General features: G+C 41.5%; 17 protein-coding genes. 11 read left to right on the forward strand and 6 right to left on the reverse strand.

Annotation, left to right across the window (positions count from 1 at the left end):
* Window positions 1-4 precede the first annotated feature (4 nt).
* Window positions 5-1,681 (reverse strand): hypothetical protein, encoded by a 1,677-nt coding sequence (locus AAZR19_RS06910; protein WP_226015263.1) that lies wholly within the window; start codon window positions 1,679-1,681, stop codon window positions 5-7.
* A 331-nt stretch (window positions 1,682-2,012) separates the two neighbouring features.
* Here AAZR19_RS06910 and AAZR19_RS06915 point away from each other — a divergent pair, with 331 nt between their 5' ends.
* The 6 genes from AAZR19_RS06915 (at window position 2,013) to AAZR19_RS06940 (ending at window position 8,102) form a co-directional block, all read left to right on the forward strand.
* Window positions 2,013-2,456, forward strand: a complete 444-nt coding sequence (locus AAZR19_RS06915; RefSeq protein ID WP_041105755.1) for a hypothetical protein — start codon at window positions 2,013-2,015, stop codon at window positions 2,454-2,456.
* A gap of 3 nt (window positions 2,457-2,459) precedes the next feature.
* On the forward strand, window positions 2,460-2,798 hold the full coding sequence (locus AAZR19_RS06920; RefSeq protein ID WP_052462922.1) for a DUF3969 family protein: 339 nt from the start codon (window positions 2,460-2,462) through the stop codon (window positions 2,796-2,798).
* Window positions 2,799-2,962: 164 nt separating this feature from the next.
* On the forward strand, window positions 2,963-3,820 hold the full coding sequence (locus tag AAZR19_RS06925) for a MurR/RpiR family transcriptional regulator (RefSeq protein WP_024423955.1): 858 nt from the start codon (window positions 2,963-2,965) through the stop codon (window positions 3,818-3,820).
* Between the two features lie 185 nt (window positions 3,821-4,005).
* Window positions 4,006-5,550, forward strand: coding sequence for a gluconokinase (gene gntK, locus AAZR19_RS06930; protein WP_041105753.1), 1,545 nt, complete (start codon window positions 4,006-4,008; stop codon window positions 5,548-5,550).
* A gap of 24 nt (window positions 5,551-5,574) precedes the next feature.
* Window positions 5,575-6,903 carry a GntP family permease gene (locus tag AAZR19_RS06935; RefSeq protein WP_024423953.1) on the forward strand — a complete coding sequence of 443 codons (1,329 nt, stop codon included), beginning with the start codon at window positions 5,575-5,577 and terminating at the stop codon, window positions 6,901-6,903.
* A 110-nt stretch (window positions 6,904-7,013) separates the two neighbouring features.
* Complete coding sequence (locus AAZR19_RS06940; protein ID WP_434702897.1) at window positions 7,014-8,102, forward strand: hypothetical protein; 1,089 nt, start codon at window positions 7,014-7,016, stop codon at window positions 8,100-8,102.
* 31 nt (window positions 8,103-8,133) lie between these two features.
* Here the strand turns inward: AAZR19_RS06940 and AAZR19_RS06945 are convergent, their stop codons facing one another.
* Window positions 8,134-9,471: an amino acid permease gene (locus AAZR19_RS06945; protein WP_041108467.1), complete on the reverse strand. Its 1,338-nt coding sequence runs from the start codon at window positions 9,469-9,471 to the stop codon at window positions 8,134-8,136.
* 314 nt (window positions 9,472-9,785) lie between these two features.
* On the opposite strand from AAZR19_RS06945, the gene AAZR19_RS06950 reads away from it, so the two are divergent.
* Window positions 9,786-11,300 carry a methyl-accepting chemotaxis protein gene (locus AAZR19_RS06950; protein WP_041108465.1) on the forward strand — a complete coding sequence of 505 codons (1,515 nt, stop codon included), beginning with the start codon at window positions 9,786-9,788 and terminating at the stop codon, window positions 11,298-11,300.
* A 39-nt stretch (window positions 11,301-11,339) separates the two neighbouring features.
* On the opposite strand, the gene AAZR19_RS06955 is transcribed toward AAZR19_RS06950, so the two are convergent.
* On the reverse strand, window positions 11,340-12,323 hold the full coding sequence (locus AAZR19_RS06955; protein WP_041108463.1) for a Gfo/Idh/MocA family protein: 984 nt from the start codon (window positions 12,321-12,323) through the stop codon (window positions 11,340-11,342).
* A gap of 128 nt (window positions 12,324-12,451) precedes the next feature.
* Window positions 12,452-12,811 (reverse strand): MerR family transcriptional regulator, encoded by a 360-nt coding sequence (locus tag AAZR19_RS06960; RefSeq protein WP_039182663.1) that lies wholly within the window; start codon window positions 12,809-12,811, stop codon window positions 12,452-12,454.
* A 301-nt stretch (window positions 12,812-13,112) separates the two neighbouring features.
* Between AAZR19_RS06960 and yidA the strand changes: the two genes are divergently transcribed.
* Window positions 13,113-13,925: a sugar-phosphatase gene (gene yidA, locus AAZR19_RS06965; RefSeq protein ID WP_024423947.1), complete on the forward strand. Its 813-nt coding sequence runs from the start codon at window positions 13,113-13,115 to the stop codon at window positions 13,923-13,925.
* A 35-nt stretch (window positions 13,926-13,960) separates the two neighbouring features.
* Here yidA and AAZR19_RS06970 read toward each other — a convergent pair whose 3' ends face one another.
* On the reverse strand, window positions 13,961-14,968 hold the full coding sequence (locus AAZR19_RS06970) for a helix-turn-helix transcriptional regulator (protein WP_041108461.1): 1,008 nt from the start codon (window positions 14,966-14,968) through the stop codon (window positions 13,961-13,963).
* A 129-nt stretch (window positions 14,969-15,097) separates the two neighbouring features.
* Here AAZR19_RS06970 and AAZR19_RS06975 point away from each other — a divergent pair, with 129 nt between their 5' ends.
* A complete protein-coding gene (locus tag AAZR19_RS06975; protein WP_041108459.1) occupies window positions 15,098-15,805 on the forward strand; it encodes a class I SAM-dependent methyltransferase in 708 nt (235 codons plus the stop codon).
* On the forward strand, window positions 15,802-16,899 hold the full coding sequence (locus AAZR19_RS06980) for a saccharopine dehydrogenase family protein (RefSeq protein ID WP_434702703.1): 1,098 nt from the start codon (window positions 15,802-15,804) through the stop codon (window positions 16,897-16,899). The genes AAZR19_RS06975 and AAZR19_RS06980 overlap by 4 nt, the downstream gene beginning before the upstream one ends.
* A 223-nt stretch (window positions 16,900-17,122) precedes the next feature.
* On the opposite strand, the gene AAZR19_RS06985 is transcribed toward AAZR19_RS06980, so the two are convergent.
* Window positions 17,123-18,946 carry an acyltransferase family protein gene (locus AAZR19_RS06985; protein WP_434702705.1) on the reverse strand — a complete coding sequence of 608 codons (1,824 nt, stop codon included), beginning with the start codon at window positions 18,944-18,946 and terminating at the stop codon, window positions 17,123-17,125.
* Window positions 18,947-19,171: 225 nt separating this feature from the next.
* Between AAZR19_RS06985 and AAZR19_RS06990 the strand changes: the two genes are divergently transcribed.
* Window positions 19,172-20,035 carry a S8 family peptidase gene (locus AAZR19_RS06990; protein ID WP_056765338.1) on the forward strand — a complete coding sequence of 288 codons (864 nt, stop codon included), beginning with the start codon at window positions 19,172-19,174 and terminating at the stop codon, window positions 20,033-20,035.
* The last annotated feature ends 36 nt before the right edge of the window (window positions 20,036-20,071 follow it).

Genomic DNA, 20,071 nt, shown 5'->3' on the forward strand with positions numbered 1-20,071 from the left:
TTTTTTATAACCCTTTAATTTTGATTTCATCGACTGGAAGGAAGATCTCACCTGTATCTGTGTATTTCATGGTGACCTGATCGTTCTCTTTTAAATAAATGACGAGAGGTTCTTTTTCAGATGACATAGTGTAGCTTTTCCCATCGTCTAGCAGGAAGGTGACGGTTGTATAATCACCGGTTTTTTCTTTGTAGACTCGTTTGACCTTCCCTGCCGCTTCTTTCTTTTCTTGTTTAGAGGAACTGTTAACAGTACCGCCGCCTTTTTGAAGAGCTGTCTTATAGGCTCTCAGTGCTTCATTTGGTGTAGAAGCGTACGCAGCGATTTCTGGATTGGCTGCAGAAACGATAAAATAGTTTTGCAGGAACCCATTTGAATCGAGAACAGGTGTGAGCCAGCTGGCTTCCCCATAGAAATTATAGAGAATCGGCATGCGGCCTTTCCATTTCTTCTCGATGAATCGTTTCTCAATAATTTGCAGAGCGCCCTGAGAATCCATATAGGATTCTTCAAGATTTCCGGTATAATAAGTCGCTTTTCCTGTCCGGGCATTTGTCAGGGCATATCCGAGCATGGAATCAACGCCCTCTTTCGGACTTGTGAAATCTGTGAAGTAATACATATCTCCTTTTGAATCAAATACCGGGCTCACATTGGCTTCCGTTCCTTCATCGGAAGGCAGCTTGACATCTGACTTTCCAAACATACTATTCCAGAATCCGTGAATATAGTTTCCGAAATAGCTGTTTTGCAGACTGACCGCCTCTGGTGAAACAGCACCGTCGATAAAGGCAGGTACTTGATCTAGAGCATATTTCTTCGTCGCACCTGTTTTGGCATCAACAACGACGACACCGGAAGCTTTAAAGCCGTTTCGGGCAGAGATGAAATCGCCATATGTTTGAATGTAATAAGGCTTGCCGTCATCATTGATTTCCAGCTGTGTGCCGCCGTAGAATATTAAATCTGGGTACTGGAGACGGATATGCCGCTCAATTTCTTTGTTGAAATAGGAGGAAGGCGTATAGACCATCTCCGTCTTCACGAACTTTGGATTAGCAGAGGAGTCGGTCGCACTTAATGTAAAGTAACCCGGCGTGCTGCCTGCACGAATCCATTTAAAGAAGTCCGAGAACTCCACTGGAGCGATGTATACATACTCACCGTTGACCTTCTGAATTTGCAAGTTGCCAAGCTCATAGTAGCTTGTGTTTGGCACCTGTCCGAACGATTTCTTCATTTTGTTCCGAGCAAATTGAGGCGGCACACTCGCAGGTGTTTCTTTTTCATCAAATGCTTTGATTTCTACTTTTTGCTCCATTTTGGAGACATCGAATTTCTCATTCGCATTGAATAGAAAAGCTGTCGCCATGTAAACACCGAGCAGCAATAGAATAAGAAACAGCACGCCTTTGATTTTACGCTCCAATCCAACTGACAAAAAGGCGCCTGCTGCTGTTACAACAAGTCCAATCAGCCATAGAGATGAAGGGTTACGGTCTAAATTGGTAATGTAATAGAAAACAAAAATACCGATCATAAACAGCAAAGCAAGGCCTGCAATCCACATGAGCGGCACCTGCTGCTTTGTTCCTTTCTTTCTAACGATCAACCTGAGCGGTGTGAGCAAAAGGGTCAAGACAAGACCGATCACAACCGAAAATAACAAAATATATCCCACAAACAGATCTCCTTTCAAATCAATCACTCTTTTAGTATATACGAGTGAAGCGGGGAAAAGATTCAGAAGAATCATACCATTTCGATTTTATGAAAAAATGAGTTGAAAAGGGCCTTTTAATATTTCGGTAGGTTAAATGATATTGTCAATTGCGCTAGATTTTATTCATTACTTTATGAATTTATATTGTAATAAATAAGATTTTAAAAGATAGAGATATCTTTTAAACAGTATAAAGATTCATTTTAATTTTCTACAGAATGAAATAGTTATAACGTTCCTAGTATGTTATATTGTGTTTTATATAGTTAATATTAGGAGGTAATTTAAATTGAAAAGACGTATTCCTTTTCTCATTATTTTTACTTTAATTGTATCGTTATTTTCACCGTCTATAACATTCAATATTAATCGAGAGGCTTCTTCAAGAGACAAAAGTGTCCAAATTGGTTATAAAGAAGCCGATGCTGTATGGGGTCTTGTCATCCGGACTATTTTTGTAAACGGGGTGAAAGCAAGTAAACATTTGTATAAATCAATAAAATATGCCCCTAAATATCCTGCTGGTTTTAAAGCTGTTCAAAATGGAACTAAAAAAGTTACAGTAAATAATAAGAAGTTGTTATCTGAGTTAAAACAGATTGAAGGAGGGACTTGGAAAAAAGTATATAAAGATGGCTATAAAGACGGAAAAAAGGTTTCTGTACATTATTTTCAAAGTAAATCTGGGTTGGTGTATGATGTGAAAGTTAAAAAAGGTTGGAGTGTGAAATGATTTATGAATAAAATAGAACTAAGATATTCTTCACATGAAGATTTAGATAGGATTATTGTTATAAATATCATTGGTATAATCATATCGCTAAAAGAAGGTTTAATCACTATAGAAGAAGCGGAAAAGCTCATGTTCAGTCCACGAACAATCGATGTTTTAAAAAAGAAAGGGATAAATGAAGAACTGATAAATATACTTCATTTGGGAACAGAACTTGAAGATGTAGAAAGTTTAATACCACATGAATTAAGTGATAGTTTAGAAGAAATAAGGGTAAAATGCTTAAGATTCCTAGAAAGAAATACAGAAAATGAAGTTAAAAATAATGTGGTAGATTGTTGAGCTAAAAGTGTATATTATAAAATTTTGAGTAAATCTTTTTTGATTTATTGATCAAAACGATGAATTCATAAAAAGAGAAGTCTGTGCAAACAGGCTTCTTTTTTATAAGATGGGAACATGAGGAAATGTATACGCTCACATGAATAAGGAAGGAGTGAAGTCAATTGGCTTCTGTCAGTTTAAGTAGTATTGAAAAAATACGAGCAGCAAGCAGAGGATTGCCGCCAAAACTGAAAGGAATTGCAGAACATATTACGAGTGAACCTGGCGACATTATTCATTTGTCTATTGTTGAGCTTGCCAAAAAAACAGCGAGTTCAGAGGCAACGATTTTTCGTCTTTGTAAAAGGCTTGGATTTGAGGGCTTTCAAGATTTGAAGATTGCAATTGCCCAGGAAATAGATCAAACAAAGCCTGATTATGTAGATGAAGAAATGAGTCTTGATGATGATACGGCCGTTTTTATGCAAAAGGTTTTTCAGGCGAATATATCTGCATTAAAGGATAGCTTTCAATTACTGAATCCAGAGGATGTAGAAAAAGCCATTCAAATCATTCATGAAGCAAAGCGCTTAGAGTTTTATGGGAGTGGCGGGTCCGGACTCATTGCAACAGACGCTTTTCATAAATTTATGAGGACAGGCATCAACTGTATTGTTCACACCGATTCTCATTTTCAAGCGATGTCTGCCGGTCTTCTCGACCAGCACAGTACAGTAATTGGTATATCTCATTCTGGCCGTAATAAAGATTTACTCGATGCAATGAAAACAGCAAAGGAAAAAGGAGCGAAAACCATCGGTATTACAAGCTATCAGCGCTCTCCATTGAGCCAGCTTGCCGATGTCACATTGTATACTTCGACGCAGGAAACGGCTTTTCGAACAGAAGCGATGTCTGCAAGACTTGCTCAGCTCACTGTCATTGACGTACTATACTTTGCACTTGCTCACTTAAGACAGCAGGAAACTTTAACCAATTTAAAACAAATGAGAGAAACCATTTCACAAAAAAGGGTGTAATGGTTTCAAAAATAAATTTTTCTATTAGTGAAAAATGCCGTTGTGGTAACGATTTTGAGCTTTTAAGTGAAAATAATTTTCTTTTTAGTCGTTGAATGTCGAAAAAATTATTCCTATAATGGGATTTAACAGGTATATCAAAACAATAAAATATGATTTCAAATCAATGATTGGGCGTGATACAGATGAAGGGAAACCAGGCGGTAATTGGTTTGGATATTGGAACAACAAGTACAAAGGCGGTTCTGTTTGGACCACAGGGGAAAGTGATAGCAAAGCATTCGGTTCCTTATGATCTCATTCAGCCCCAGCCAGCATGGGTTGAACAGGACCCTGAACATATATTAGAAGCCGTCATTGCAAGTGTCAGAGGTGCGTTGACGAAAGCAGCATTTGATGCAAAACATCTCATAGGCGTCGGGATTAGTACAGCGATGCATTCCTTGATTGTGATGGATAAGCATGGCAAGGCGTTAACGAACAGTATCATTTGGGCAGATAACAGAAGTGCAGAACAAGCGAAGCGAATCACTTCAGACATGGACGGCTTCCAAGTGTATAAAAGAACCGGTACACCGATCCATCCAATGTCACCGCTTTCAAAAATACGGTGGATCAAGGAAATGGCACCTGATGTCTTCAAGAAGGCAGCGAAATTCATTTCCATCAAAGAATATATTCTTTATCATTTCTTCGGTCAGTATGTCGTCGATTATTCAATCGCTTCAGCAACGGGACTGTTCCGTTTGGAAACGCTTCAATGGGATGAGCAGGCGCTGCGTATTGCTGGAATTGAAGCTGATCAATTGTCTGAACTTGTTCCCACGACATATCAGCTGAGAGGGATTCAGCCAGAGATCGCCCTGCGAATGGGCATTGCGGAAGATACACCATTTGTTGTTGGTGCGAATGATGGGGTTCTAGCGAACTTAGGTGTGGGAGCGATTGGAAAAGGTGAGGTGGCTGTCACGATTGGGACAAGCGGTGCAGTCCGTACGGTCGTGGACAAACCAATAACAGATGAACAATCAAGAACGTTCTGCTATGCGTTGACTGATAAGCATTGGGTGGTTGGAGGACCGACGAATAATGGCGGGATTATGCTCAGATGGCTGAAGGATGAATTTGGATCCTCGGAGGTTGAGGTAGCAAAGCGTCTTGGAGTGGACCCTTACGACCTGATGATTGATATTGCGAAAAAAGTTCCAGCCGGCTCAGAGGGACTGCTGTTTCTGCCATTTTTAACAGGTGAGCGTGCACCTTATTGGAATCCAAATGCGAGAGGCACTTTCTTTGGGATCGGTCTTCAGCATAAGCGGGAGCATTTTATAAGAGCTGTGTTAGAAGGCGTCATTATGAGTGTTTTCTCAATCGGTGTTGCCTTAAGGGATTTAACCGGTTCAGCAAAGGATGTCAGGGCGTCGGGCGGATTTGCGCGATCTCCGCTGTGGCGGCAAATTTTAGCGGATACGATGGGCAGGGAAGTACTTGTCCCAGAAAGCTACGAGGCATCAGCACTTGGGGCGGCTGTCCTCGCACTTCATAGTTTAGGTTATATGGAAGAGATAGAAGAGGTCCAAGATTGGATTCGAATCTCTGCCCGTCATGAACCAAATATGGAGAACAATGAAACATACATAGAACTGTTTTACTTATATGAGCGTCTCTATGACAAACTCAAGGATGAATTTGATGTCATTAGTGCGCTGCAATTAAAACAAAATCATTAAACATCAGGGAAAAGGTGGGAGAGCATGCTTTTATTCATCGTGATTGCCGCAATTGTCCTTTTACTCATCCTCATAACAGTTGCTAAGTTGAATCCGTTTGTGAGTTTAATTATTACCTCTATGTTAGTCGGCTTTGCCACAGGGATGGACCTGCAGGAAATTATTCAATCCATCAAAACGGGGTTAGGCAATACGTTATCATTGCTGGCCATAGTTCTAGCGCTTGGAACCATGCTTGGGAAAATGATGGCTGAATCAGGTGGAGCTGAGCGGATCGCTCACACATTAATCGGCCGGTTTGGGACAAAAAATGTGCATTGGGCGATGATGTTTGTTGCCTTTATTGTGGGAATACCTGTCTTTTTCCAGGTCGGATTCGTTCTTCTCATTCCTTTATTGTTTACGATTGCGATTGAAACGGGCATCTCGCTCGTGACAATTGGGATTTCGCTCATTGCTGGCTTGTCTGTCGTTCACGGTCTTGTGCCGCCTCATCCAGCTGCCATGGCAGCTGTCGGCATCTATCATGCCAACGTGGGGAAAACCATTTTCTTTTCCATTATTGTCGGTTTGCCGACAGCTATTATTGCTGGGCCGCTGTATGGAAAGTGGATTGGAAAGCGGATTCATAAACCAGTTCCAGAGCTGCTGAGAAAGCAATTTACTGAACGCAATGAAGATCGAAAACTTCCCGGCTTTGCAAATACGATGTTTACGATTTTGGTGCCAGTGATTCTAATGCTTCTTGCCACACTGGCGGATATTATTTTACCAGAGGACAATATTTGGTATCAGGTATTTAAGTACATTGGAGATCCAATTACAGCACTGCTGATTGCAACGGTGTATTCTTTCTTCAGTCTTGGCTTTGTGCAAGGGATGAGCCGTGACCGGGTGCTTTCCTTTAGTAATGAGTGCTTAGGACCGATTGCTTCTATTCTGCTTGTCATTGGAGCAGGCGGGGCTTTCAATAATGTGCTCATCGATTCGGGTGTTGGTGATTATATTGCAGATTTAGCCAAACACTCGCCGATCTCGCCAATTTTGCTTAGCTGGCTGATTGCTGCGGTTATTCGTGTGGCAACAGGATCTGCTACGGTCTCCATGATGACCGCAGCTGGTATTGTCGCACCGATTGCTGCATCTATGCCGGATGTGAGCAGAGAGCTCCTAGTGTTAGCTACAGGGGCGGGTTCATTGATTTTGTCTCACGTCAATGACTCTGGTTTTTGGCTGATCAAAGAGTATTTTGGTATGACCATTAAAGAAACGTTTTTGACATGGACGGCTATGGAGACGATCATTTCTGTTAGTGCCATTGCATTTATTATGATCATTAATATGTTTATATAGTGAAACGCAACAGCCTGATTCTTCGGAATTGGGCTGTTTTTGCTTTTGACAATACCACCTCTTTCAGATTGGGGTAAAATAAAGATATTGAGAAGCGGGAGGCGGACACGATCGAACCATTAAAACACGTTTATCATGAATTATTTATTGAAGAATTAGCGGAGAAACTTGCACAAGCGTCGACTGGGTTTGATGCTGGAGAATTCCAGCGGCTTGTGTTTCAAAAGGATTGGCAGCAGCTTGAGTTAAAAGGCAGAATGAGAAGAGTCACTGAATCGATGCATGCCTGTCTGCCTAAGGATTATGAGCAGGCCATTGAGGTGCTGCGTCAGACAGCCCTGCATTTTTCAGGACTTAGTGCGCTTGTATTTCCAGACTACGTCGAAATGTACGGTCTAGCACATTGGGATATCTCGATCAAGGCGCTCGAATTCTTTACGCCTTTTTCCACTTCTGAATTTGCCGTTCGGCCTTTTCTGATTCAGGATCAAGACAAAATGCTGGCGCAAATGCTTGTATGGTCACAGAATCAAAATGAGCATATTCGGCGGCTGGCTAGTGAAGGATGCAGACCACGTTTGCCATGGGGATTAACTGTTCCTGCACTTAAAAAGGATCCTTCGGTTACGCGGCCTATTTTAGAAAACTTGAAGTCGGACCCAGCGCGCTATGTGCAAAAAAGTGTAGCGAACCACTTAAATGACATTTCAGCGATTCAGCCTGATCTGATGAAGAAGACGGCTAAAAGCTGGTATGGAACGAATGAACATACGAACTGGATCATCAAACATGCATCTCGTACCTTACTAAAAAAGGGTGATCCTGATATCATGGCTTTGTTTGGCTATGGGGATGATCCATCTGTTCAAGTAACAGATTTGAAGGTAGTGCAAGACCCTATTCGTATTGGAGAGAAAATGACCTTTCAATTTACACTTCATGCCGCTAAGCCACTAAAGCTGCGTATAGAGTATGCCATAGACTATGTCAAAGCTCGGGGTACCCGCAATCAAAAGGTATTTAAAATCACAGAATTTGAAACAAGTTCAGCGTTACATAGAGAATTCGTCAGATCACAGTCCTTTCAAAATATGACGACGAGAAAGCACTATGAGGGAACCCATACTTTAACGATTATCATCAACGGCATTCCAAAAGCGTCGATTGATTTTGAGGTAACAGAAGATAGCAGCTCATAAAAAAACCCGCCAATTCGGCGGGTTTTGGCGTTTAAGCCTTCTTTTTCATTAAGAATGAAGCGATGATGGCAGCGACTAAGAAACCAATGCTGATAATGGAGCTAGGCAGGTTTTCTTGTCTGAATAGGAACAAAACAAAGCTCAAACTGAGTACAAGACCTGCAAATAAAGTTAGATACGGAAACAGCCACACCTTGAAATATGGCTCCTGTGGATACTTTGGACGCAGTTTCAGATGTGCCATACAAATGCTGATCCAAATGAGTGAAACAGCAAAACCAGGAATAGCCAGCATGTAGCTGAAAATTTGGTCTGGATATAAGTAAGCAAAAAATGTTCCGATGAGAAGAAATAGAACGGTAACCCATAAACTTAAAATGGGTACGCCTCTTTTGTTGACCTGTGCCAGTTTTTTCGGACCGCCATCTGATTTAGCCAGAGAATGAATCATCCTCGTCGTTCCATAAATTCCGGAATTCGCCGCAGATAGAACGGCTGTAATCAAGACGAAATTAATGAAGTGAGAGGCGCCCTGCATACCAGCAGCAGAAAAGACTTGGACAAAAGGACTGTTATTTGGGTCAATTTGATTCCAAGGAATAAGGCCGCAGATAATCAAAATCGGCAATGTGTAAAATAAGATAATCCGCCACATCATACTTTTGACTACTCCAGGCAGAACCTTCTCCGCATCCTTTGTTTCAGTAATGGTCAGCCCAATCAATTCAGAGCCTCCATAAGAGAAAATAACCACTAAAAGTGATGCAAAGATCGCACCCCATCCATTCGGGACGAAGTTTTGATAGTTGGTAAGCGCTGGTGTGCTTTGTTCGTTTGGAATGATCCCAAATAATAATGCTGCACCGAGAATAATAAAGACAATAATAACGAAAATCTTCATTCCAGCGAACCAAAACTCAATTTCACCAAAGTATTTTACATTATTTAAGTTAATTCCGATGACTAAGAGTGAGCAAAGTAAACATAGTGACCATAGCGGCACGTTCGGCAGCCAGTATTGAAGCAGACTGCCAGCTGCAATAATCTCAATGACACATACAGTGAGCCACATAAAACAGTAAACCCAGCCGACGACAAATGAAAAACGTTGACCAAGCGCAATTTGTATAAGGTCGCGAAGATTATTTCCCGGATACACAATGGCCATTTCGGCTAATGCTGCCATCACAATGAGGAGCAGCAATCCGGCAAATACATAGGAAAAAATGACCCCAGGACCTGCTAAACCAATTGTATCGGCACTTCCTTTAAAGATTCCTGTACCAATGACCCCGCCCATCGCAATCATGCGAATGTGACGCGGTGATAAAAGCTTTTTTAATTCTTGTTGCTCCTGATTCGCGCTCATGACGTTCTCCTTTTTTAAAAATGCTTATGTTCCATTTTCTTTTTTCAAGACGTCAGTGTCAATATAAAAAAAGAGATTTTTCAGACAAAAATAGAGGTTGATTCTATCAAAACATATATTTATATCCATAATTCCCTTATTTCATCCATATTCTAAAAACGAAACTTCAAATAAATGAACATTTGCCTTATTTATGACATAAACAATTTTCAGTTTTTGTCGATATATCATTTGTATTACTAAAGTCCTAATAAAGAATTGTTTATAACTGTAAAATATTTCAAGAACGTTAGAGTTGAAAGGAGTTATGAAAGATGTTTAAGAGAAAAGCAAATGATTCATCGGCTGAAATCCTTCTGAGTGAAAGCAGCCAATTAATAGAAAGAATCGAAAAAGGAGACCTTTCAGCAAGATTAGATACTGCTGCATTTTCTTCTAGCCAAACGATTGAAGCAGTGGCACAAATCAATGAAGCTTTGCAAAAGATGCAGGAAGCACATGAAAATATTCAAATGCGGGTGGAATTAGTGACAAAAGCCATTCAAGTTGGCTTATGGGATATGGTCGTCATCGCTGGAGATCCAGTCAATCCAAAAAATGAATTCACATGGACGGATGAATTCCGCAAAATGCTCGGCTTTCAAAATGAGCAAGATTTCCCCAATCTATTAGACAGCTGGGCATCTCGAATACATCCGGATGAACAAGAATATACATTAGATGCATTTTCTTCGCATTTATTGGATCATTCAGGGCGTACGCCGTATGATATCGAATATCGCTTAAAGTTAAAAAACGGAGATTATCGCTGGTTCAAAGCAACTGGAACGACCGTTCGTGATCGAAATGGTGTCCCTCTTCGTGTGGCGGGAGCTCTTTTTGATATTCATGATCAGAAATTGAAAGAAGAAGAGCTGCAAGCATTTGTCACAAGATATGACTTAATCAACCGTGCGCTTGTCGAAGCTCCTTGGGACATGGTGGTAGAGGCAGGCGATCCAGTCAATCCAAATAACGAATTCTGGTGGTCTCCGCAGTTCAGAAAAACGCTTGGCTTTACAGACGAAAAAGATTTCCCGAATGTACTGAGCAGCTGGAGCGATCGTCTGCATCCTGAGGATCAAGAAATGGCTCTCCAAGCTTTTGCAGATCATTTAAATGATCACTCTGGACGTACACCGTTTGATATTGATTACAGATTGCAGCGCAAAAATGGGGAGTACCGCTGGTATCATGCCGGTGGTGAAACCATTCGTGATGAAAAAGGTGTGCCTCTTCGTGTGGCAGGAACCATTCGTGATATCACGTTAGAAAAAAACAAAGAGAAAACAGCGAATGAAATGGCTTCACAAGTAGAACAGCTTTCAAGTTCTATTAGTGAGATGGTATCGGGCATTAGCTCTGTGACAAATCAAGCACAGGAGCTTGCTGTTGCTCAAGAGCAGTCAACGTCTGCCGCAAATCTAGCAAAAAATAGTGCTGATGAGACGAAAAATATTTCTGACTTAATCAAAGAAGTGGCGAACCAAACGAACCTGCTTGGTCTAAATGCTGCAATTGAAGCAGCTAGAGCTGGTGAACAGGGCCGCGGATTCTCTGTTGTTGCAGATGAAGTACGGAAGCTGGCGCTACATAGTGCCAATGCAACGGAAAATATCGAATCTAGTTTAACGGAAATGAAAACACAAATTGATGAAATTCTTGAAAATATCTCGAATATGACAGCTCTTACGCAAACTCAGGCTGCTTTAACAGAGCAGGTGAATGCTTCAGTCGATGAAGTGAATCACATGTCTCAGCGTCTTGTGGCGTATTCAAAGAGTATTTAATCGTCAAAAACCGCCCTCTCATAGAAGGCGGTTTTTTCATTAAAATTGATCTGCTGGGAAAACAATACCTGCATCTTTTCTTGCGGCATCAAGAACTTTCATCACGGAGAGACTTTCATCAAGCCATGCATAGCACTGTTCATGATTTTTTGTTTCAATGATCTGCTGGAAAGCTTCTGCTTCATAAAACAGCCGATTTGGATTCGTTTGTGCATTGAGTGAGATGACCCTGTCATCAACATGCAGCAGCACTTCCTCGCACCCATTCGCCCCATTTTTCACATGAATGAAGCCTTTTTCTCCTTGAATCAATGCAAAGTTCATGCTGCTTGTATCCTTACTGCCGACACTTGTCGCAATAAAATCATTGTAAGTGAACGTCAAAACACCAGATGTGTCAATACCGTTTGGATGGCGGTTTGCCTGATATCGGACTTGCTCTGGTGATCCAAAGAGGTTCATGATGAAATGGACATTATAGATATTAATATCCATCAGCGCTCCTCCAGAGAACTCAGGGTTAAAGACATTTGGCGTTTCGCCGGCTAGCAGCTGATTATATTTGCTTGAATATTGACTATAGTTGCATTGAACCAGTTTGATTTTACCTAATTGATGAAGGTGCTTTTTGATCAAATGATAGTTTGGCATATGAACGGTCGTAATGGCTTCAAATAGGAGAAGCTGCTTTTCCTTTGCGAGAGCGATTAAGGCTTTCAGCTCTTTCACATTAGAGGTGAAAGGCTTTTCGCATATCACATGTTTTCCGTGTTTCAATGCTTTCGTTGCATGCTCGCTATGTAAACGATTCGGTGATGCGATGTAAACGGCTTCTACGTGAGGATCTTCTAGCATAGCAGTTAGATCCGTATAAGTTGTCTGCACCCCAAATTTGTCTGCGAGCTTCTTTGCCGTTGCTTCCTTTCTTGAATAGACAGCGTGACAAGAAGCACCGTCGAGCTGTTCAATCGCTTGCAGGAAGCCTTCCACAATGATACCTGTTCCGATGGTTGCGATGTTCATTCTCAAAACCCCTTCCACTCGTTTAAGCTGACTCTAGTATAACCGATGTTTTCATTGAACGTGTACTGAGATACATGAGCGAAGTGTGCCAGTGATCAACACCGGCACACCTTTGGCAGCCCTTACAATCAGCTGATGTTTGCTAATGTTTGCTTTGTTAACAATTGAATGGCAGCCTTCCTTTTTTTTAACTCTTGAATAGAGTGCTGGATATCTTCGACTTTTTGCTCGAGCAGCTGTTCAGCTTCTGTTTTTGACTGTTTTTCGAAAAGTGATTTGATAATTTCACGAATTTCTTTAAGGGAGAAATCTAGCTTTCTCGCTTCGGTGATAAATGATAGCATGAGTACATATTTTTTATCATATAGACGATAGCCGTTATGTGCTCTCTTTGGCTCTGGGAGCACTCCCTCATTTTCGTAAAAACGAATGGTTTCAATATGTACACCAGACATTTTTGACAATTTACCTCTCGTAAACGTAATCATTCCCTGCACCTCCTTTCTTTGCTATTCATCATACAATTAGATTTACTCGTTTCAAAACATTCTATAGTGGTGGACAATTGTTCTGTTTTACTTGTTTCAAATGGGTGATCAGCACGATGAATAGAATGCGTTATAATAGAGTAGACTCATGTGATATTTGTTACAGATAAGAACAAGTAGACAGCGTGAAGAAAAAACGATAGGCTAAAATAGGTAAATAGTAATGAAATAACCTGTCATCATCGTAATGGTGGCTCAAAATAGTGACAGCACGTTTTTGCTGAGAAAAGGGGACCAGTGAATGTATAAATTAGTCGCAATTGATATGGATGGTACGTTATTAAATGATCAACATATGGTGCCGGATGAAGTGTTTGAAGCCATTCAACAGGCTAAGGCAGAAGGAATTAAAATTGTTTTATGTACAGGCCGGCCAATTGGCGGTGTAAATCGCTATTTAGCTGATCTTCAGCTTGATCAAGAGGGAGATTATGTGATCGCCTATAATGGAGCGCTTGTTCAAAACAGCCATACAAATGAAGTGGTGTCAGAGCTGACATTATCCTATGATGACTTAACTTCGTTATATGAATTGAGCCGTCAGCTGGACACGCCGATGCATTATTTCGATTCAGCCAATTTATACACACCGAATCGCGATATTAGCGAATACACAGTGCTTGAATCCTATTTAACAAAACTGCCGCTGAAATATATGCCTGTTGAAGAGGCAGATTCATCGATGAGACTTCCCAAAATGATGTATATTGATCAGCCAGAACGTTTGGAAAAAACGATACAAGCCATTCCATCTGAAGTGAAGGAAAAGTATATGATGGTGAAAAGTACAGATTTCTTCCTTGAAATCCTGCATCCTGATGTGAGTAAGGGAAATGCCGTGAAGCTTCTAGCGAAGGAGCTGGGAATTCCTCGTGAAGAAGTCATGGCTATTGGGGATAACGGGAACGACGTCTCAATGCTAGAGTTTGCGGGCTGCGGCGTCGCTATGGGAAATGCCATTGATGATGTCAAAGCCGTAGCTGATGTTGTAACAAAATCTAATAATGAAGCCGGAGTAGCACATGTCCTGCATGAGCTGGTTTTAGGAAAATAAGAAAAGAGCGGTCTGCCAGTGCGGCAGCCGCTTTTTTATATATTGGAGAAAAAGTAAACAAGCATACGTCTGCTGCTTAAATTCGTCTTTTGCAGCATCGCTTTCACATGATCATGAACGGTATGGGGTGAAATATATAACGTACTCGCAATTTCCTTTGTCGACTGGCCCTTTAATAAGCAGTCGAGGACGTTCATCTCTCTTTCTGTCAGCTTGTACGTTTTCGCTGCATAAGGAAGAATATCATTTGTTTGGGCTCGTTTGATGTGAATCATGACAGCCTCCTCCTGCCTGTCAGCCTGCGCCAATCGAAAGGCTTGAAGGGAAAGAAAGACCCCCGTAGGCATTCTTGTGATGCTTGCTGCTGTTTGATCGGTGCCGCCGTATAAAAGTTTAGCGCCTAATGCTCTGAACGGGCGGGGCATGACGGCTTGGTCATGGATTTGCTCAAAGGCTTGAAATGTACGAAGCCAATGGAGCCCTGTCTCATTTCCATAAAGAAGCTTGTAATGAGTTGAAAGAATGAGAAATCCTTGCTGCTCCGCCGCATCATCATCTTCAGTGTCCCTTTTTTTGAAAAGCTCATCTCTCAGCTTGGCTGCAAGTGACGGTGTTAGATCGATGACTGCTTGTATATCTCGCTTCTGAAAAGGTTCCTTGCCCTGTTGACGATAAAGGCTGGCGATACCCCAGCATTCTCCTTGAATCACAAGGGCTGCCCGCAATTCATCAGACCAACCGTTAGGTATCAAAATATGCAGATAGCGCTCGCTGCTCAGATATTCTCCGCTTTGGACGAGACTCGCAGCATGAATAGGGCCTTTGGCTAGAAACTCATGCTGATGCACGTCCTTTTTTAAAAATTCATTTTGAAAGAGCTGGTCATGAATTTCTTCAATCGGTTCATCAGTGTAGGAACCTGTCGAGAGGAGAGTGGCTGGATCGATGGTTGTGATACAGGCGGCATCAAAATCAATGACAGCAGCAAGCTCGTCCCGAATGTGCTGCCTTAGCTGCTGAAAATGAGTGGCTGGATTGACCACATGATCTCCTCCTCAAAAACCCCCACTTTTAGGGATCGTTTTTTCTGGTGCCTCTTTTTACAATAAAGATGTCATATCGTTAGTGTACAGGAAACGATGGAAAGCGGAAAGGAACTGGAGGAGAATCATATGAAAGGAAACCAGCATTGGCACGACCCTGTTGCTGAATCATACGAAGCAACGATTTCACATAAAGTACCCGGCTACCACCTTTTGCATGAGTTAACAGTAGATGTACTAGAAACTGAAATAAAGGGAGCGGCCTCTCGTATTCTAACTGTCGGAGCGGGTGGGGGCGAAGAGATCATCAACATGCTTCAGAGAAAAGAAGACTGGCTCATCACAGGAGTCGATCCGTCTGCATCTATGCTGGATATGGCGAAACAGCGGGTTTCACAGCTCCATATGGAGGCGCGTGTCACTTGGTATGAGACCGCATTAAACAAGGTGTCTGCTGAAGCCGTTTACGATGGCGCAGTGAGCCTGCTCGTGATTCATTTTGTAGAAAATCGGCTGCCATTTTTACAGGAGATTGCACAAAGGCTTCAACCCGGGGCCCCGCTTGTACTCGCATTTATACAAGGGGAGATGAATTCCAGCGCATTTCAGCAAGAGCTTCATATGCTGTCTCTTTTCATGAAGCGGCAAGGTCTAGGAAAAGAAGTGTTTTCGTCCTTTCATGACAGACTGGGACGTGCGACATATCCTGTACCTGAGGAGGAGATGAGAGAACATTTAATTGAGGCGGGGTTTCGAGACATCAGACCTTATTTTCAGGCAGGAATGATCAAAGGGCTTGTTTGCAAGCGAGGCCGTAGAGAGGCGGATGAGAGATGAGATCACAGGTAATGGTAATTGGCGGCTATGGACATGTCGGACGGCAAATATGTCTTCAGTTAAGTGAAGTGTATACAGGGCAAATTGTTGCGGCGGGCAGAAGCTATGAGAAGGCCGAACAATTTTCACAGCAGACCAAAGGCAGAGTCCGTCCTTACAAACTAGATGTTAGTCAGCCATTACATTCTGACTGGATGAATGAAACAAAGCTGGTGATCATGTGTCTCGATCAAGAAGACACGTCATTTGCTGAAACCGTTCTGCGGGCAGGCATTGATTATATCGATATTTCTGCAAAGGGGGCGTATATGGAGCAAATGGCACAGCTGGATCAGCAGCAAATCAGTGCAACGGCTTTGCTCAGTGTAGGTCTCGCGCCCGGTCTTACAAATTTATTAGCTGCAAAAGCGGCATCTATGCTTTCATCAGTGGATCAAATAGATATTGGGATTATGCTTGGGTTGGGGGATCAGCATGGAAAAGCCGCGATTGAATGGACGATTGATCATGTCCATACTGATTATGAACTTACTGAGCATGATCAGCGGAAAAGAGTGAAAAGCTTTACTGGAGGCAGACAGGTCAACTTTGGTGAACAGCTTGGAAAGCGGTATGCCTATCGATTCCCCTTCTCTGATCAACAGACATTGCCTTCCACACTTCATGTGCCATCTGTGACGACAAGGCTTTGTTTTGATTCACGTCTCGCGACGGGTGCATTGGCTCTCACAAGGAGCCTTGGGCTGACATCGTTCCTTACACTGCCGAAGATGAAGGACAGAGCCATTTCAATGATTCAATCTTCTCAAGTGGGAACAGATCAATATGCAGTCAAAGTGGAAGCGGCAGGGACGGATGGGAAAAAGGTTCATCATGCAGCGCTTGGAATAAAAGGGCACGACGAGTCTCAAGCAACAGCTCAAGTCGCCTGTGCTGGGGCCCTGCATTTATTGAACAGGCGGTTTCAGCCAGGGATTTTTCATATTGAAGAATTATTTTCACTAGCATATGAGAACGGGCATTTTGCTTTGGTGGATCAAAAAGCAAAGGAAGAGCAGACATTAGCGATAAGGGCCAGCCTTTTGACAGCATAAAAAAAGACTAGCATTCTGCTAGTCTCAGCGTGTAGACAAACCCTCGCATTCGGGGTCAGGTCTGCGCTTCGGTGCTCACGAATGTCGAATTCGCTCCGCTCCGGTGCTCGCCCTTCCTAGACTGCAAAGGTTTTCTATCACGCTGAATAGAAGACAAAGGGCTAAAATAAAGATCATTTTAGCCCTTTGTCAACAATCTGAGACTAGCATTCTGCTAGTCTTTTTATGATGAAGTCGACACATCCCCTTTTTTCTTAATGCTTGCTGTAATGAGCTGTGTCAGTGTGTCAGAACCTTTTTTTGAAAGGTGGACACCATCGGACTGAAAATAGGATGGCTGTCCAGTAGCGGCTGAATGCCAATCGACCAAGGTGACATTTTGATCTTGATCAGCCACTCGCTGAATTACCGCATTCACATCATTTTCCCATGACCTTGGAACCCTCGTATTCACTAGGAAAATATGTGCCTTAGAAAAGTTTTGAATGAATGCTTTCAGCGTGTCCTCAGTAAAATAACCATTTGTGCCAAGTTCAATGATAACAGCGGCATCAGATTGATTAAATGATTTGTATTGAGGGGCGATGCTGATGGCTTCGTTCATCTGTCTGCCAACTTTCCCATCGATGGTGATTTGTTTATATGCTTTTTCAAGATTCGGCGCAATGTCTAGCATGACAGAATCACCAATGGCAAGAACTTGGTGAAATTGTTTTTGATCAGCTGCTTTTTTCTCGTGCTTTTCTTTCTTTTTCTTCGCTTTTGATTCCGATGGTTCGGCTGTTTTTTTCGGTGTTGTCTTAATTTGCGTCACTTCCTTCACATGTGGGGAGGAAGTGGACGAGTTAGACATGCCAATGATAAATAAGATCAAAAGAGCTGCGGTGATTCCAAGGAACACCTTATTAGATGTAGACCACTGTTTGATTCCTTTTTTCCAAATAGACCAAGAGGAAAAATATTGTCTGAAGCCATGCTGGCGGATCGGTTGTTCGATGAAGCGATAGGAAGCCTCAGCAACTAGTAAAATGGCGATGAGCTGCAATGTGACACGCGCTATGGAAGGCTGTCCAATTTCAATGACCGGTGTGGTCAGTACGATAATGGGATAATGCCACAGGTAAATACCATAAGACCGTTTACCAAGCCAGACGAGCGGCTGAAAGGACAGCCATTTCCCTATAAGACTTGCAGGGTGGCAGACGCACGCAATTAAGATGGCCGCATTCAGACAGAATAAAAGCATGCCGCCCTGATAGAGAAAGGCATCGAAATCGTCCACTGCATAAACACAAAGAAGGAAAATCGCAAACGAACCGAACCCGGCAATATGTAAAATACGTCTGCCAACAGGAAGTAATTTTTTGCTGGACAGTCTTTGCATAGGCCACACAAATGCCAGGGTGCATCCAATCAGGAGCGCAAATGCACGAGTATCTGTTCCATAATAAACCCTGCTTGGATCAGTATCTGGTGAATAAAGAATCGCCATCCATAAGGCAGAGACAAGTGCAAGTCCAAAGGTGATCATAGGCAGATGGGATCTGTTTTTTACCCATTTCAGCCCTGCAATCAACAGTACCGGCCAAATGATATAAAATTGCTCTTCTATTGCCAGAGACCACAAATTTTTCAGTGGAGATAGGGCATTGAAGCTATCAAAATATGAAAGCTGGTGAAAAATGTACCACCAGTTACTGACATAAAAAAAGGACGATATGGCATCGCCACGAATGGACAATAATGCGTTTGATCCAGCAATCGCGCACCAGCTGACGGTTATAAAAATCATGATGTAAGCGGCTGGAAGAAGCCTCCTAATCCGTCCCATCCAAAATGGCAAAAGCTCTTGATAGCCTAAATCCTGCTTATGTAACAAGATCGTTGTAATCAAGTAACCAGAAATGACAAAAAATAAATCAACGCCAAGAAACCCGCCGCTTGCGGGTCTGATATGTAAGTGATAAGCAATAACTGCCAATACAGCAACGGCTCTTAGTCCATCTAATCCTAAAATATAACGAAAACGATTTTCCTTGCTGTTCATGAAAATGAATCCCCCATCAATTGTAAAAGAACCTTTATTTAATAAAGGTTACTCATATATTGTATATATAATAGACGTCAACGCATAATATTTAGTTTGAATTTATTCAATAAATTTTTATTGTAAACCACCATATATTAATATATAACATTTTTGGTTTTATATTGACTCAAAACCATAATATAGAATAATATATGAAAAAAGGAGTGGTGTTGAATCAATAGTTTGATAAAAAGATTTTTGATAATATTAATAGTTCTTTTAATTTATTTTAAGTGTTTTGAATTGCACTCAAAAAATTTAAACTTCACTAATAATATTCATCAACAGATTCCATGGAGCATAAAGCTAACAAAAAAATATGTGGAAAATAATAGAGGAGGAGAAAGTGTACGAATAGCAATAATTGATAGTGGGATAGATGGGACTCACCCTGATTTGGTAGGTAAAGTTAAAAAAGGACTTAACACAATTGGTACAGGAGGAGAACAAGAGGACAGTTTAGGGCACGGTACTGCTGTAGCTGGAATAATCACAGCTAATGATAATGAAATTGGACTTGTGGGTATAACGCAGAATGTAGAGTTATATCCTGTTAAAATTCTAGATTCAAAAGGCAAGGGTTCAATAAAAAATTTTGTTAAAGCTGTTCAATGGTGTATTGATAATAAAATTGATGTTATCAATGCTAGTTTTGGATTAATGAAAGATGATCCATCTGTTAAGAAAATTATAGACAAAGCAATACAAAAAAACATAATTATAGTAGCTGCTGTTGGTAATAAGTATGGAAGGAAAATGGATTACCCAGCTGCTTATGAGAATGTTTTTTCTGTAACCGCTGTGGATAAGCATAAGAAGGTAGCTGAATTTTCATCTAAAGGAAATTACAATTTTGCTGCCCCTGGTGTGGATATACCAGTTCTAAAGCCTCATAACAACTATGCGATTGAAAGTGGTACCTCTTTAGCGAGTGCCCATATTACAGGTGTAGTAAGCTTAATTTTACAGTACCGGGAACGTTTTAATATTAATTCTGAAGAACGTTTAAACCAACAAATATATAAAGTTTTGAAAAAATGGTATTGATGATTATTTGAATAAAATTGTTTTTTAGAACAAGAA

It is taken from the genome of Bacillus sp. Je.9.29.b (genome assembly GCF_051129925.1).
In the GTDB taxonomy this organism is placed as follows: domain Bacteria; phylum Bacillota; class Bacilli; order Bacillales; family Bacillaceae; genus Bacillus; species Bacillus safensis.